Raw genomic sequence first — 13,155 nt, forward strand, 5'->3', positions numbered from 1 at the left:
AACAATCAAATAATTTTCACTTTATATCGTTACGCCTATCCGTCCCCATTCCTCCCGATTATTCAAAAATAAACAAAAATAATCGAATAATCAGGTATAAAATAAAAAAGCAGGTGACACGATCGCCTCATTCCCCTTCAATTTACAAGCAAAAATTGTCAACACTTGAAGTATAAATTCACAAGCAAAATTGCATTTTTCAGGTATAATAATGGATTCCCCAACTGCATTTTGTGAGCTGAATCCATGTCTGTTGTTCTGCCCTTGCGCGGTGTAACCGCCCTTTCCGATTTCCGTGTTGAAAAACTCTTTCAAAAAGCAGCCGCACTCGGCCTGCCCGAAGTCAAATTAAGCAGCGAATTTTGGTATTTTGTCGGTAGCGAAAAAGCACTTGATGCCGCGACAGTCGAAAAACTGCAAGCCTTACTGGCAGCGCAAAGCGTTGAACAAACGCCAAAAGCGCGCGAGGGCTTGCATTTATTTTTGGTAACGCCCCGTTTGGGCACCATTTCGCCTTGGGCTTCCAAAGCAACCAATATCGCCGAGAACTGCGGTTTGGAAGGCATTGAGCGTATCGAACGCGGCATGGCCGTATGGTTGGAAGGTGCGCTTACCGACGAGCAAAAACAACAATGGGCAGCCCTGTTGCACGACCGCATGACCGAAAGCGTGTTGACCGACATCGATGCAGCGGCGCAACTGTTCCACCACATCCAATCGGAAACCTTCTCCAGCGTAGATGTATTGGGCGGCGGTAAAGAGGCATTGGTCAAAGCCAATACCGAAATGGGCTTGGCGCTTTCTGCCGACGAAATCGATTATCTGGTTGAAAACTATCAGGCTTTAAACCGCAATCCGTCCGATGTTGAATTGATGATGTTCGCTCAGGCAAACAGCGAACACTGCCGCCACAAAATCTTCAACGCCGACTTCATCCTCAACGGCGAAAAACAACCGAAATCCCTTTTCGGCATGATTCGCGATACACACAACGCACATCCCGAAGGCACAGTCGTTGCCTATAAAGACAATTCGTCCGTAATCGAAGGCGCAAAAGTCGAGCGTTTCTATCCGAATGCGGCGGAAAACCAAGGCTACCGTTTCCACGAAGAAGACACCCATATCATCATGAAAGTGGAAACGCACAACCATCCGACCGCCATCGCGCCGTTTGCAGGCGCGGCAACGGGTGCGGGCGGCGAAATCCGCGACGAAGGCGCAACGGGCAAAGGCTCACGTCCGAAAGCGGGCTTGACCGGTTTTACCGTCTCCAACCTGAATATTCCAGGCTTGGAGCAGCCGTGGGAACAAGCCTACGGCAAACCCGGCCATATTGCTTCTCCTCTAGACATCATGATTGAAGGCCCGATTGGCGGTGCAGCGTTCAACAACGAATTCGGCCGTCCAAATCTCTTGGGCTACTTCCGTACCTTTGAAGAAAAATTCGACGGCCAGGTTCGCGGCTATCACAAACCGATTATGATTGCCGGCGGCTTGGGCAGCATTCAGGCACAACAAACACACAAAGACGAAATCCCCGAAGGCGCGTTGCTGATCCAACTGGGCGGCCCGGGCATGCTTATCGGCTTGGGTGGTGGCGCGGCTTCATCCATGAATACCGGCACGAACGATGCGTCTTTGGACTTCAACTCCGTACAACGCGGCAACCCCGAAATCGAACGCCGCGCGCAAGAAGTCATCGACCGTTGCTGGCAGCTTGGCGACCAAAACCCGATTATCTCCATCCACGATGTCGGCGCAGGCGGCCTGTCCAACGCCTTCCCCGAACTCGTCAACGATGCCGGACGCGGTGCGGTATTCAAACTGCGCGAAGTGCCGCTGGAAGAACACGGCCTCAACCCGCTGCAAATCTGGTGCAACGAATCGCAAGAGCGTTATGTGTTGTCCATTTTGGAAAAAGATTTGGACACCTTCCGCGCCATCTGCGAACGCGAACGCTGCCCGTTTGCCGTGGTCGGCACGGCGACCGACGACGGTCATTTGAAAGTGCGCGACGATTTGTTCTCCAACAATCCTGTCGATTTGCCGTTGAACGTCTTGCTCGGCAAACCGCCCAAAACCACGCGCACCGACAAAACAGTTACACCGTCCGAAAAACCGTTTAACGCGGGCGATATCGACATTACCGAAGCCGCCTATCGCGTTCTGCGCCTGCCTACCGTAGCGGCTAAAAACTTCCTGATTACCATTGGCGACCGCAGCGTTGGCGGCATGACCCACCGCGACCAAATGGTCGGCAAATACCAAACCCCCGTAGCCGACTGCGCCGTTACCATGATGGGCTTCAATACCTATCGCGGCGAAGCGATGTCTATGGGCGAAAAACCGACCGTCGCCCTGTTTGACGCGCCTGCTTCGGGCAGAATGTGCGTCGGCGAAGCCATCACCAACATCGCTGCGGTCAATATCGGCGACATCGGCAACATCAAACTCTCCGCCAACTGGATGGCAGCGTGCGGCAACGAGGGCGAAGACGAAAAACTCTACCGCACCGTCGAAGCCGTTTCCAAAGCCTGTCAGGCATTGGATTTAAGCATCCCCGTGGGCAAAGACAGCTTGTCGATGAAAACCGTGTGGCAGGATGGCGAAGAGAAAAAATCCGTTGTTTCGCCGTTGAGCCTGATTATCTCCGCGTTTGCGCCAGTGGAAGACGTACGCAAGACTGTTACGCCCGAATTGAAAAACGTCGAAGACAGCGTATTGCTGCTGGTTGACTTGGGCAACGGCAAAGCGCGTATGGGCGGCTCTGCATTCGGTCAGGTTTACAACAACATGACTGGCGATGCGCCTGATTTGGACGATACAGGCCGTCTGAAAGCGTTTTACAATGTGATTCAACAGCTTGTCGCCGAAGACAAACTCTTGGCATACCATGACCGCAGCGACGGCGGCTTGTTTGCGACGCTGGTGGAAATGGCGTTTGCGGCACGTTGCGGCTTGAATGTGGATTTGACTTCACTGGTTGCCAACCAAGCCGATGTCAACGTAGCAAGCATCCGCGCATTGTTCAATGAAGAGCTGGGCGCAGTGATTCAAATTGCCAAACAAGATGTAGCAGCCGTAGAAGCCTTGTTTAAAGAAGCTGATTTGGCACTGCATACCGTTGCCACCATTGGTTCTGACGAAAGAATCGTTATCCGCAATCAGACAGGCATCGTATTGGGACAAAACCGCGCCGACCTGCAACGCGCATGGCAGGAAACCAGCCACGCCATCCAACGCCTGCGCGACAACCCTGCCTGCGCAGACAACGAGTTTGCCCTGATTGACGACAACGAACGCAGCGCATTGTTTGCCGACGTGAAGTTTGATGTAAACGAAGACATCGCCGCGCCGTTTATCAACAGCGGTGCAAAACCCAAAATCGCCATCTTGCGCGAACAGGGCGTAAACGGACAAATCGAAATGGCCGCCGCCTTTACCCGCGCCGGATTTGATGCCTACGACGTGCATATGTCCGACCTGATGGCAGGCCGCGTCCACCTTGCCGACTTCAAAATGCTGGCGGCGTGTGGCGGCTTCAGCTACGGCGACGTACTCGGTGCAGGCGAAGGCTGGGCGAAATCGATTCTGTTCCACCCTGCTCTGCGCGACCAATTTGCCGCCTTCTTTGCCGATCCGAACACGCTGACATTGGGCGTGTGCAACGGCTGTCAAATGGTCAGCAACCTCGCCGAAATCATCCCCGGCACGGCAGGCTGGCCGAAGTTCAAACGCAATTTGAGCGAACAGTTTGAAGCGCGCCTGAGCATGGTTCATGTACCGAAATCCGCGTCGCTGATTCTGAACGAAATGCAAGGCTTCAGCCTGCCCGTTGTCGTTAGCCACGGAGAAGGCCGCGCAGATTTCGCCCTGCACGGCGGCAATATTTCCACCGATTTAGGCATTGCGCTGCAATATGTGGACGGTCAAAACCAAGTGACCCAAACTTATCCGCTCAACCCTAACGGCTCGCCTCAGGGTATTGCTGGTGTGACCAACGCCAACGGCCGCGTTACCATCATGATGCCGCATCCGGAACGCGTGTACCGCGCCGCACAAATGAGCTGGAAACCGGAAGACTGGACGGAATTGTCCGGCTGGTACCGCCTCTTTGCCGGCGCAAGAAAAGCTTTGGGTTAACCGGCAGGCTGATTTGATTCGGCTTTAAAGAAAAGGTCGTCTGAAATAGGCACATCGGACTTCGCTCCAACCTGTTTCAGACGGCCTAGATTTTTTATCCCGAACCTATATACAAAAAAACTTAATTGAATTTATAGAAAGATTTGGAGAAGCTTATGTCTGACAAAGTAATTTTTAAAAACAAGCCGAATGATGATGAATATATTAAATGGATTGAAGAAAACTCAAATGGATTTGTATTAAATATAGATCAAACTAAAGACCCTTCTAAGATTTATAAAGATTATCCCAAAATACATTTTGCTAATTGTGGCCAACTAAATAAAAGGCCGGGGCGCACAACTAAAAAATATTTCAAAGTTTGCTCAAACTCAATCGAAGAACTTGAACGATGGAGCTTGAACACATACAACAAAGAACTAACTCCATGCAGAACCTGTAAGAAAAGAGGATTATTAGTGGCATGGTACGCAGAAATAAAAAATCTTCAGGCGGCTTCTGCCCTGTCCTTAAAATCTGATATAGACGAACTCAAAGAATGTTTAGTATCTGAGACCAATTCAGCAAAACGAACCGAAATTGAGACTTTGATAAAAGCCCGTCAAGGGCAAGGCAGTTTCCGACAAAAACTACTCAAACTGTATCCAAGCTGCCCGCTGACCGGTCTAGATATCGAGCCTTTACTCATTGCCAGCCATATTAAACCTTGGAGCGTGTGCGATGATAACGAGCGTTTATGTCGCTTCAATGGTCTGATGCTCGCACCCAATATCGACAGATTATTCGATAATGGACTGATTACGTTTGATACCGACGGTACGATAAAAATCAGCCCGACAATCGATTCGGAAAATCAAAAGCGGTTGGGAATTTCTCCCGATATGAAATTAAAAATTCGACCGGAAAGCGAAAAATATTTCGAGTATCACCGCAACCATGTCTTCCAAAAAGAAGAGTAGATGGGTTGAACAGTCTGTTGATTTAAGGTCGTCTGAAAACGATTTAGCGAACCACTCTATACCTGTTTTCAGACGACCTTTTTGCGTCCTTTTGCATATAAAGACCAAACCGACCATCGTCATTCCCGCGTAGGCGGGAATGACGGTGGCGAAGTGTTTTTTTGGATTCCCATTATCGGCATTCCATTAGCGTGTTCTGCAAGCAGAAGCATCATTCCGTATAATCATAATCCCCCTTAGCTCCCCATCAGCTATAATCGACATATTCAGACGGCCTTTCCCGACATTATGACTCGACAAGCCTTTATCCTCAGCGATTGCGAATTTCCCGAATGCGGCGAAAAGCCTTACGCCCTGCTGACCGCAAATCCGACTAAGGAACACCACTTCGTCGCCCAAACCGAGCAGCGGCAGCATTCGCATAATCCGCAGGTCAGCCCGCAGAATCAGAATGTTTATAAGCTGCCTTTGTCCATGTTCCATCCTGGAGAAAAAGCCCGCGGCAAAGAACAAAACCGCAGCGAAGCGATAAGCGTCAACATCATCGGCAACTTGGCGGCAAAAAACCTCTATACGCTGACCTTTGTCGAAGACTCCGCCAACCAATACAATCTGGAAAGCTGGTTCAACCGTCATGAAAGCGGCTACGAAGAGGCCTGCAACTACCTGCGCACCTTACCTGCAGGCCATCTGAAAACAACTACGGCAAATGTCGATACCGTCAAAGTACCTGATGCCTTGTGGCGGATATTGCGGCTGAAATTCCTCGGCATTCTGCGCAATCCGCACAACCACAAAAAACTGTTTGCCCACCGCCTGCACCAAACACTTCGAGCGCGGCTGCCGGAAGTCGGTTTTGAATTTGTCCGCTTAATCAGCAAACGCGATCCCAAGCGCATCGAAGCCATTATGCAGGACTACCGTTTCACTTTTCTCTGCTATGTTGATTGGCTGGGAGGGCTTTACGGTATGTTGAGCGAAGGCGTGGCGCAACCGTCGTTGTTTGAACGGCTGTTTTGCAATATCTTTGCCGAACCCGAAGCAGTGAAAATCGAATTGTTCCGCTATCCTGAAAACACGGGGCTGTGCCTGTTTGGCGACAGCAGTTTCTGCCTGCAAGCCTCGGCCAAGCTATTCAGCGTCGGCGTTAATATCTCGCACGATATGTTTGCCATCGTCCATCTGCAAACCGACCGTTGGCACACGTTTAAGAATACCTTTCATCACAACGCGCCCAAACTGCAAGGCCAAGTACGGATTATCGACGGTGACCAAACCCAAAGATTGCTGTTCAACCGACTGTGCATCCATCAAGCCCATGAAGCCGTGTTCGGCCAAAGCCCTAATATCAAAGATTATTTAGAGGCCGTCTGAAACCCCCAACCAGAAGAAAGCATATGAAAATCACGCCAATCCAAGCCCTAAACGACAACTACATCTGGATGATTCAAGAAGGCAACCATGCCGCCTGCGTCGATCCGTCTGATGCCACACTCGTTTTGAAATTCCTCGTCCACAACCGCCTGATGCTGGCGCAAACATGGATTACCCATCCGCACCCCGACCACACCGGCGGCGCAAAAAGCCTGTTCCACGGATTTTTAGAATCCCCAATCTATGGCGAAAGCGACATCGATGTGGCGACGCATACTGTCACAGCAGGCACGCAGTTCCCGTTTGGCGAAGGCTTGGTTACCGTTTGGGCAACCCCCGGCCATACCGACCGCCACATCAGCTATCTGTTGGAAAATTCAGACGGCCTGCACGTTTTCTGCGGCGATACCTTGTTCTCCGCCGGTTGCGGCCGCGTATTTACCGGCACAATCGAACAGCTTTACGACAGTTTCCACCGATTCAACCAACTGCCCGAAGAAACGCTGTTTTATCCGGCGCACGAATACACCGCCTCCAATCTGCGCTTTGCCCAGCATATCGAGCCGGACAACGCCGACATTCAGACGGCCTTGGCCTCAGCCGACCACACGCCGACACTGCCTGTCAGCCTGGCACACGAACGCAAAGTCAATCCGTTTTTCCGCGTACACCTACCCCAAGTTCGGGCACGCGCCGAAGAATTGAGCGGACGAAAATTAAACAGCGAACTCGAAGTCTTCGCTGCTTTGCGTGAATTGAAAAATCAATTTTAATTGCTGATCTGACTTGAGAATAAAAGCTGTCTGAAAATATGAATACTGAATGATAAGACAGCAGATACCGCGTAAAAAAGATGACAAATCATTGTACTAATAGCAAAATGTCAAAAGTTAGAGTAATGGATAAATTAGACTTAAAATGAAAAAATTACTTATTGTATTGTTAGGGCTGACAAGCCTTAATGTTTACGCCAATGGCTGTGGCGGTGAATATCAACCTGCAACTGGAACCTGTCGTATCATTGATAGTTCAGGACGACAGATTATATATAACGTTGGCAGACCTCAATCGTCTAACAATGGGCCTACTCAGAGCCAACCCAAAATTATTAATATCAAGGTTCCTTCAAAATACGGTGCTTGGGCCGTTAATTTAAATACAGGCATTGCGGGCGGTGCACTTGATATGGATTCACTTGAAGCTGCAAAAAGAGAAGCTATTAAAACTTGTGAACGAGGTGGAAAAAATGCTCCATGCACACTAGAGATTTGGGCACGAAATGGATGTATTGCTGTTGCTCAAGGAAAATCTAGTAGTAAATCTGGTAAGAAATGGAAGCTTTTCTCAGTAGCAACGGATCCAGGAGAAGCTGAAGCCCAGGCAATGCAGGAATGTCAAGCTGCAGGACGTACACAATGTAGAATCGTTGCTCCCGAAGGTTGCTCACTACCTAAATTCTAATAGCCCAAAGGCCGTCTGGCGTTCAGACGGCCTTTTAGTTTTCGTACCACTTTAAACAGCAAAACCTACGGCTGCTTTTTATGTTTCACACATTCCGCAGCATATTGCTTGCCCCAACGGTGCATTGCTTCAATCACAGGCATCAGCGTCCTCCCAAACTCAGTCAGCGAATAGTCCACTTTAGGTGGCACTTGTGGATAGGCTTCCCGATATAAGGTATTTGCTGAGTTAGCTTAAACCACTAACATAAAGCTTGCTGATTGATTTTGATTGTATGCGTTAACCAAGCTCATCAGTGCAAATAAAGGCCGTCTGAACAATATCAGTTCAGACGGCCTTTATTATTTAGGGATTATTCCCACTCAATCGTGGCAGGCGGTTTGCCGCTGACATCATAAACCACGCGGTTGATGCCTTTGACTTCGTTGATGATGCGGTTGGACACGCGGCCAAGCAGCGAGTAAGGCAACTCAGTCCAGTGCGCAGTCATAAAGTCGCTGGTAATCACAGCGCGCAAGGCTACGACGTAATCGTAAGTGCGGCCGTCACCCATCACGCCGACGGATTTCACAGGCAGGAATACGGCAAAGGCTTGGCTGGTCAGGTCGTACCAAGATGTGCCGTTTTCATCGGTAGTATTGCGCAATTCTTGAATGAAAATATCGTCTGCCTGACGGAGCAAGTCGGCGTATTCTTTTTTCACTTCGCCCAAGATACGCACGCCCAAACCCGGGCCCGGGAACGGATGACGGTACACCATTTCACGCGGCAGACCCAAAGCAACGCCCAATTCTCGCACTTCGTCTTTGAACAAGTCGCGCAATGGTTCAAGCAATTTGAGCTTCATGTTTTCAGGCAGGCCGCCGACGTTGTGGTGGGATTTGATGGCATGGGCTTTTTTGGTTTTTGCTCCTGCGGATTCGATTACGTCAGGGTAAATCGTACCTTGCGCCAACCATTTGGCGTTGGTGAGTTTTTTCTCCTCAGCGTCAAAGACTTCGATAAATTCCGCACCGATGATTTTGCGTTTTTTCTCCGGATCGGTCACGCCGGCAAGTTTCGCCAAAAACTGCTCTTCGGCATCAACGTGAATCACGCGTACGCCCAAGTTGCGGGCAAACATATCCATCACCATTTTGCCTTCGTTCAGACGCAACAGACCGTGGTCAACAAACACGCAGGTCAGTTGGTCGCCGATGGCGCGGTGAATCAGCGCGGCCGCTACGGAAGAGTCCACGCCGCCGGACAAACCTAAAATCACTTCGTCGCTGCCGACTTGTTCGCGGATTTTGGCGACGGCTTCTTCGATGTAGTTCGGCATGGTCCAGCTTGGTTGTGCGCCGCAAATATCCAAGACAAAGCGGTTTAACAACGCGCGGCCTTGTTTGGTGTGGGTCACTTCAGGGTGGAATTGGATGCCGTAGAATTGTTTCTCAGCGTTTTCCATCATGGCAATCGGGCAAGACGGGGTGTCGCCAATAACAGAGAAGCCGGTAGGCAGTTTGGAAACTTTATCGCCATGGCTCATCCAGACGTCGAGCGTATTAGGCGCATCGTCTTGAATGCCGCGTGTCAGCTCGCTGTCGATGGTTTTCACTTGCGCATAACCGAATTCGCGTTGGTTGCCCGGGCTAACTTCGCCACCCAAGTGGTGCGCCATAAATTGCATGCCGTAGCAGATGCCCAAAACCGGAATGCCCAAATCAAAAATACCGGTATCGGCTTGATAATCGGATTCGTAAACGGAATTAGGACCGCCGGAGAGGATAATGCCTTTCGGGTTGAAAGCTTTGATTTCTTCCAAAGGCATGTCGAAAGAATGCAGTTCGCAGTAAACGTGGGCTTCGCGCACGCGGCGGGCGATCAGCTGGGTAACTTGCGAGCCGAAGTCGAGAATAAGGATTTTATCTTGGGTCATGGCGGAAACTTTGCAAAATGTAAGAAAACGGTGCAGCCGTGAGGGTAAATTTCAAATTTAAACCACAATAAAAAAGGCCGTCTGAAACGGCGGATTATACCATTGTTCAGATGGCCTTTATAGGGCAAAACCCAAATCTCTCATCTTTCTATTTTGTGTGTTTCTCAGGAATCATATCGCTGCGCGAGAGCAACAGCAGGCAACCCAACACAACCATGCCGATGGCCAATAACGGCGAGAGGTAAATCCAGTAGCTCATGTGCAGATAAATGGCTGTACCGATATAAACCAGCATCGGGCCGGAAACAATGGACTGTTTGTTGATGCCGTCCATAATCAACACGGCAAAGCCCAAAATAATTAATGCGCCGGCAATCATGGTCGATGTCGCAGGCAAAATATCCGTAGCGCGTAAAAACCAAATCGCACCAAAGATAATCAAAAACAAAGGCAGAAAAAGTGAGGGACGGGACATAACAACGCTCCGTAAAGGTTTCAGACGGCCTGTATTATTGGGTGCGTCGGCCATGCAGGCAAGATATAAAAATGCAATCTTGTGTGTAATTATGCAAAGGTTGGCACAACTAAAAGGCCGTCTGAACAGCGGCAAACCAAAATCAAATATTTCAATTTATCCTGTTTCAGACGGCCTTTTAAATCATCAGGCTTTGCCGGTGCTACCGAATCCGCCTTCACCGCGCTCGCTGGCGGCAAACTCGTCCACAACCTTAAACGCGGCTTGGACAACTGGCACAATCACCATTTGCGCGATACGCTCCATCGGCTCGATGGTAAACGCTTCTTTACCACGGTTCCACAAAGAAACCTTCAATTCGCCTTGATAATCCGAGTCAATCAAACCGACCAAATTACCCAAAACAATACCGTGTTTATGACCCAAACCGGAACGCGGCAACAAAACGGCTGCATACGCAGGGTTGGCCAAATGCACCGCCAAACCGGTCGGCACGAGATATACATCGCCCGGCTGCAATACAACGGCTTCATCCAGGCAGGCACGCAAGTCCAAACCGGCAGAACCGGGCGTTGCATAAGCAGGCAGGGAATCGGCCATTTTCGGATTTAAGATTTTCAGTTCGACTTCGGTTTGCATGACGGGACTCCGTATTGTTCTAAATTAGAAAGGGCTACGATTATACACAAATGCCCTTGAGGCCGTCTGAAAAAACGGAGTATGATTCAGTCAGACCTAAGGAGAAAAATCATGGATCTGCACAATATCCGCGAAGATTACAGCAAGCGCGAGCTGTCGGAAGCCGAATGCCACGCCGACCCGATTGTCCAATTTGAGCAATGGCTGAACGAAGCCATTCACGCCGAAGTCAACGAGCCGACAGCGGTCAACGTTGCCGCCGTGGGCGAAGACGGCAGGCCCAACAGCCGCATGGTACTGCTAAAAGAAGTCAACCCCAAAGGCTTTGTTTTCTTTACCAATTACCACAGCCGCAAAGGCCGCTCCTATACGGCACACCCCTTTGCCGCCATGACTTTTTTCTGGCCGGAACTCGAACGCCAAGTGCGTGTTGAAGGACGCATTGAAAAACTCGACGCCGCCGCTTCGGACGAATATTTTGAAAGCCGCCCCTACACCAGCCGTATCGGCGCATGGGCAAGCGATCAAAGCGAAGTGATTTCCAGCAAAGCCGTCTTGGTGGCCAAAGCCGCAGCCGTCGGCGTCAAACATCCCTTACATGTCCCCCGCCCGCCGCATTGGGGCGGATACCTCGTCATCCCCGACCGCATCGAATTCTGGCAAGGCCGCCCCAGCCGCCTGCACGACCGCATCCAATACCGCCTGGTTGACGGCAACTGGATACGCGAACGCCTTTCGCCATAATTTTCGGATTTTCAAACAAAAATTTACTGGTTGAGTTACAATACAGCCTTTCATCGGCAGGCCGTCTGAATCTGATTTTCAGACGGCCTTTTCCCCCAATCCAACCCCTGCCGCAAATGCCGCAGAAGAACCGCTTTTTCAAGCGAGTTAGGAAAAATCATGTCCAAACAGCCTTCCAGCAAACGCCAATGGCGCGACGGCGTATCATCTACCGCCAAAAAACCTTCCAAACCGGCCAAATCCTTTGCCAATAAAAAACGTCCCGACGACGAGCGAAAAACATCAGGCAAAACTTACGGCCAAAAAGTTTCAGACGGCCCCAAAGCTCAAAATACCGCCCCAAAACAACGAGCCGCCAAAGCCAAAAAACTGGTGGTCCGCAATCCCAACCAAAAAATCATGGAGCACGCCCGCGATTTGAAAGAACGCCGCAGCGACCTTTCACGCTTTGAACCCGAGCGCCTGCAAAAAGTCCTGGCCGCTTCCGGTGTCGGCTCACGTCGCGAAATGGAAGAATGGATCAGCAACGGCTGGGTAACGGTCAACGGCCGTGTAGCGCAACTGGGTGAAAAAGTTACGCCCGACGACCACGTTACCGTCAAAGGCAGCATCATCAAACTCAAATGGGCAGACCGCCTGCCGCGCATCATCCTCTACTACAAACAAGAAGGTGAAATCGTTTCCCGCGACGACCCGCAAGGCCGCATCAGCATTTTCGACCGCCTGCCGCAAGCAGCCAGCAGCCGCTGGGTGGCCATCGGCCGTTTGGACATCAATACCAGCGGCCTTTTGATCCTAACCACTTCAGGCGAACTCGTTCAACGCTTTGCCCACCCCAGCTTTGAAGTCGAACGCGAATACGCCGTGCGCGTATTGGGCGAGTTGACCACCGAACAAATGCGCGTCCTGACCGAAGAAGGCGTCATGCTCGAAGACGGTTTGGCTAAAGTAGAACGCATCTACGAACAAGGCGGCGAAGGCGCAAACAAATGGTACAACGTCGTCATCAAAGAAGGCCGCAACCGAGAAGTACGCCGCATTTTTGAAAGCCAAGGCCTGACCGTCAGCCGCCTCGTCCGCGTAGGCTTCGGCCCTATCGGCCTGCCAAACCGCCTCAAACGCGGCCAGTTCTACGAACTCAATCCGGCAGAAGTCGCCAACATCATCAAATGGGCAGATATGCTGCTGCCTGGCGAACGTCGCCGGAAGAAAAGTTAATGTAAGATAAATCGGGGCTGAGACTTTTGCAAAATCGTCTCAGCCCGACAAAATCTTGCCCAAGTCATAAACATAGTGGGTTAAGTTTAAACCAGTACCGCATTGCTCCGCCTTGTCCTGATTTAAACTTAACCCACTATTCACACATTGAGACCTTTGCAAAAAAGCCCTTCCTTCGACAGCTGAAACTCCAAAACAGGTTTTCGTCTATTTCCGCTCCTAAT

General features: G+C 50.5%; 10 protein-coding genes and 1 pseudogene. 7 read left to right on the top strand and 4 right to left on the bottom strand.

Annotated elements, in window-relative coordinates; all coding sequences use genetic code 11:
• The first annotated feature begins 246 nt into the window (after positions 1-246).
• The 5 genes from purL (at position 247) to ACTHS4_RS09420 (ending at position 7,937) form a co-directional block, all read left to right on the top strand.
• A complete protein-coding gene (gene purL / locus ACTHS4_RS09400) occupies positions 247-4,143 on the top strand; it encodes a phosphoribosylformylglycinamidine synthase (RefSeq protein ID WP_070826038.1) in 3,897 nt (1,298 codons plus the stop codon).
• Between the two features lie 155 nt (positions 4,144-4,298).
• Positions 4,299-5,102, top strand: a complete 804-nt coding sequence (locus ACTHS4_RS09405; RefSeq protein ID WP_070695622.1) for an HNH endonuclease — start codon at positions 4,299-4,301, stop codon at positions 5,100-5,102.
• A gap of 288 nt (positions 5,103-5,390) precedes the next feature.
• Positions 5,391-6,476 (top strand): hypothetical protein, encoded by a 1,086-nt coding sequence (locus tag ACTHS4_RS09410; RefSeq protein WP_070826037.1) that lies wholly within the window; start codon positions 5,391-5,393, stop codon positions 6,474-6,476.
• A 23-nt stretch (positions 6,477-6,499) separates the two neighbouring features.
• A complete protein-coding gene (gloB, locus tag ACTHS4_RS09415) occupies positions 6,500-7,249 on the top strand; it encodes a hydroxyacylglutathione hydrolase (RefSeq protein WP_070826036.1) in 750 nt (249 codons plus the stop codon).
• Positions 7,250-7,394: 145 nt separating this feature from the next.
• On the top strand, positions 7,395-7,937 hold the full coding sequence (locus ACTHS4_RS09420) for a DUF4189 domain-containing protein (protein ID WP_070826035.1): 543 nt from the start codon (positions 7,395-7,397) through the stop codon (positions 7,935-7,937).
• 65 nt (positions 7,938-8,002) lie between these two features.
• Here ACTHS4_RS09420 and ACTHS4_RS09425 read toward each other — a convergent pair.
• The 4 genes and pseudogenes from ACTHS4_RS09425 to dut form a co-directional block, all read right to left on the bottom strand.
• Positions 8,003-8,152 (bottom strand): annotated as a pseudogene (locus ACTHS4_RS09425) (winged helix-turn-helix transcriptional regulator); the annotation flags it as partial.
• Positions 8,153-8,289: 137 nt separating this feature from the next.
• Positions 8,290-9,855 (bottom strand): glutamine-hydrolyzing GMP synthase, encoded by a 1,566-nt coding sequence (guaA, locus tag ACTHS4_RS09430; protein WP_440365822.1) that lies wholly within the window; start codon positions 9,853-9,855, stop codon positions 8,290-8,292.
• Between the two features lie 148 nt (positions 9,856-10,003).
• Positions 10,004-10,330, bottom strand: coding sequence for a hypothetical protein (locus tag ACTHS4_RS09435; RefSeq protein WP_039862324.1), 327 nt, complete (start codon positions 10,328-10,330; stop codon positions 10,004-10,006).
• A 186-nt stretch (positions 10,331-10,516) separates the two neighbouring features.
• Positions 10,517-10,969 (bottom strand): dUTP diphosphatase, encoded by a 453-nt coding sequence (gene dut, locus ACTHS4_RS09440; RefSeq protein WP_003680707.1) that lies wholly within the window; start codon positions 10,967-10,969, stop codon positions 10,517-10,519.
• Between the two features lie 111 nt (positions 10,970-11,080).
• Here dut and pdxH point away from each other — a divergent pair, with 111 nt between their 5' ends.
• Both pdxH and ACTHS4_RS09450 read left to right on the top strand, forming a co-directional pair.
• A complete protein-coding gene (gene pdxH / locus ACTHS4_RS09445; RefSeq protein WP_070695626.1) occupies positions 11,081-11,713 on the top strand; it encodes a pyridoxamine 5'-phosphate oxidase in 633 nt (210 codons plus the stop codon).
• A 159-nt stretch (positions 11,714-11,872) separates the two neighbouring features.
• Positions 11,873-12,931, top strand: a complete 1,059-nt coding sequence (locus ACTHS4_RS09450; protein WP_070825971.1) for a pseudouridine synthase — start codon at positions 11,873-11,875, stop codon at positions 12,929-12,931.
• The last annotated feature ends 224 nt before the right edge of the window (positions 12,932-13,155 follow it).

Origin of the sequence: Neisseria sp. P0014.S009, from assembly GCF_051958155.1 — a bacterium.
Lineage (GTDB): Bacteria > Pseudomonadota > Gammaproteobacteria > Burkholderiales > Neisseriaceae > Neisseria > Neisseria flavescens_C.

Excerpts from the sequence above, each read along its gene's own strand:
- purL (WP_070826038.1), top strand. The coding sequence starts at position 247 with ATGTCTGTTGTTCTGCCCTTGCGCGGTGTAACCGCCCTTTCCGATTTC.
- dut (WP_003680707.1), bottom strand. The coding sequence starts at position 10,969 with ATGCAAACCGAAGTCGAACTGAAAATCTTAAATCCGAAAATGGCCGAT.
- ACTHS4_RS09410 (WP_070826037.1), top strand. The coding sequence starts at position 5,391 with ATGACTCGACAAGCCTTTATCCTCAGCGATTGCGAATTTCCCGAATGC.
- ACTHS4_RS09420 (WP_070826035.1), top strand. The coding sequence starts at position 7,395 with ATGAAAAAATTACTTATTGTATTGTTAGGGCTGACAAGCCTTAATGTT.
- guaA (WP_440365822.1), bottom strand. The coding sequence starts at position 9,855 with ATGACCCAAGATAAAATCCTTATTCTCGACTTCGGCTCGCAAGTTACC.
- ACTHS4_RS09450 (WP_070825971.1), top strand. The coding sequence starts at position 11,873 with ATGTCCAAACAGCCTTCCAGCAAACGCCAATGGCGCGACGGCGTATCA.
- pdxH (WP_070695626.1), top strand. The coding sequence starts at position 11,081 with ATGGATCTGCACAATATCCGCGAAGATTACAGCAAGCGCGAGCTGTCG.
- gloB (WP_070826036.1), top strand. The coding sequence starts at position 6,500 with ATGAAAATCACGCCAATCCAAGCCCTAAACGACAACTACATCTGGATG.
- ACTHS4_RS09405 (WP_070695622.1), top strand. The coding sequence starts at position 4,299 with ATGTCTGACAAAGTAATTTTTAAAAACAAGCCGAATGATGATGAATAT.
- ACTHS4_RS09435 (WP_039862324.1), bottom strand. The coding sequence starts at position 10,330 with ATGTCCCGTCCCTCACTTTTTCTGCCTTTGTTTTTGATTATCTTTGGT.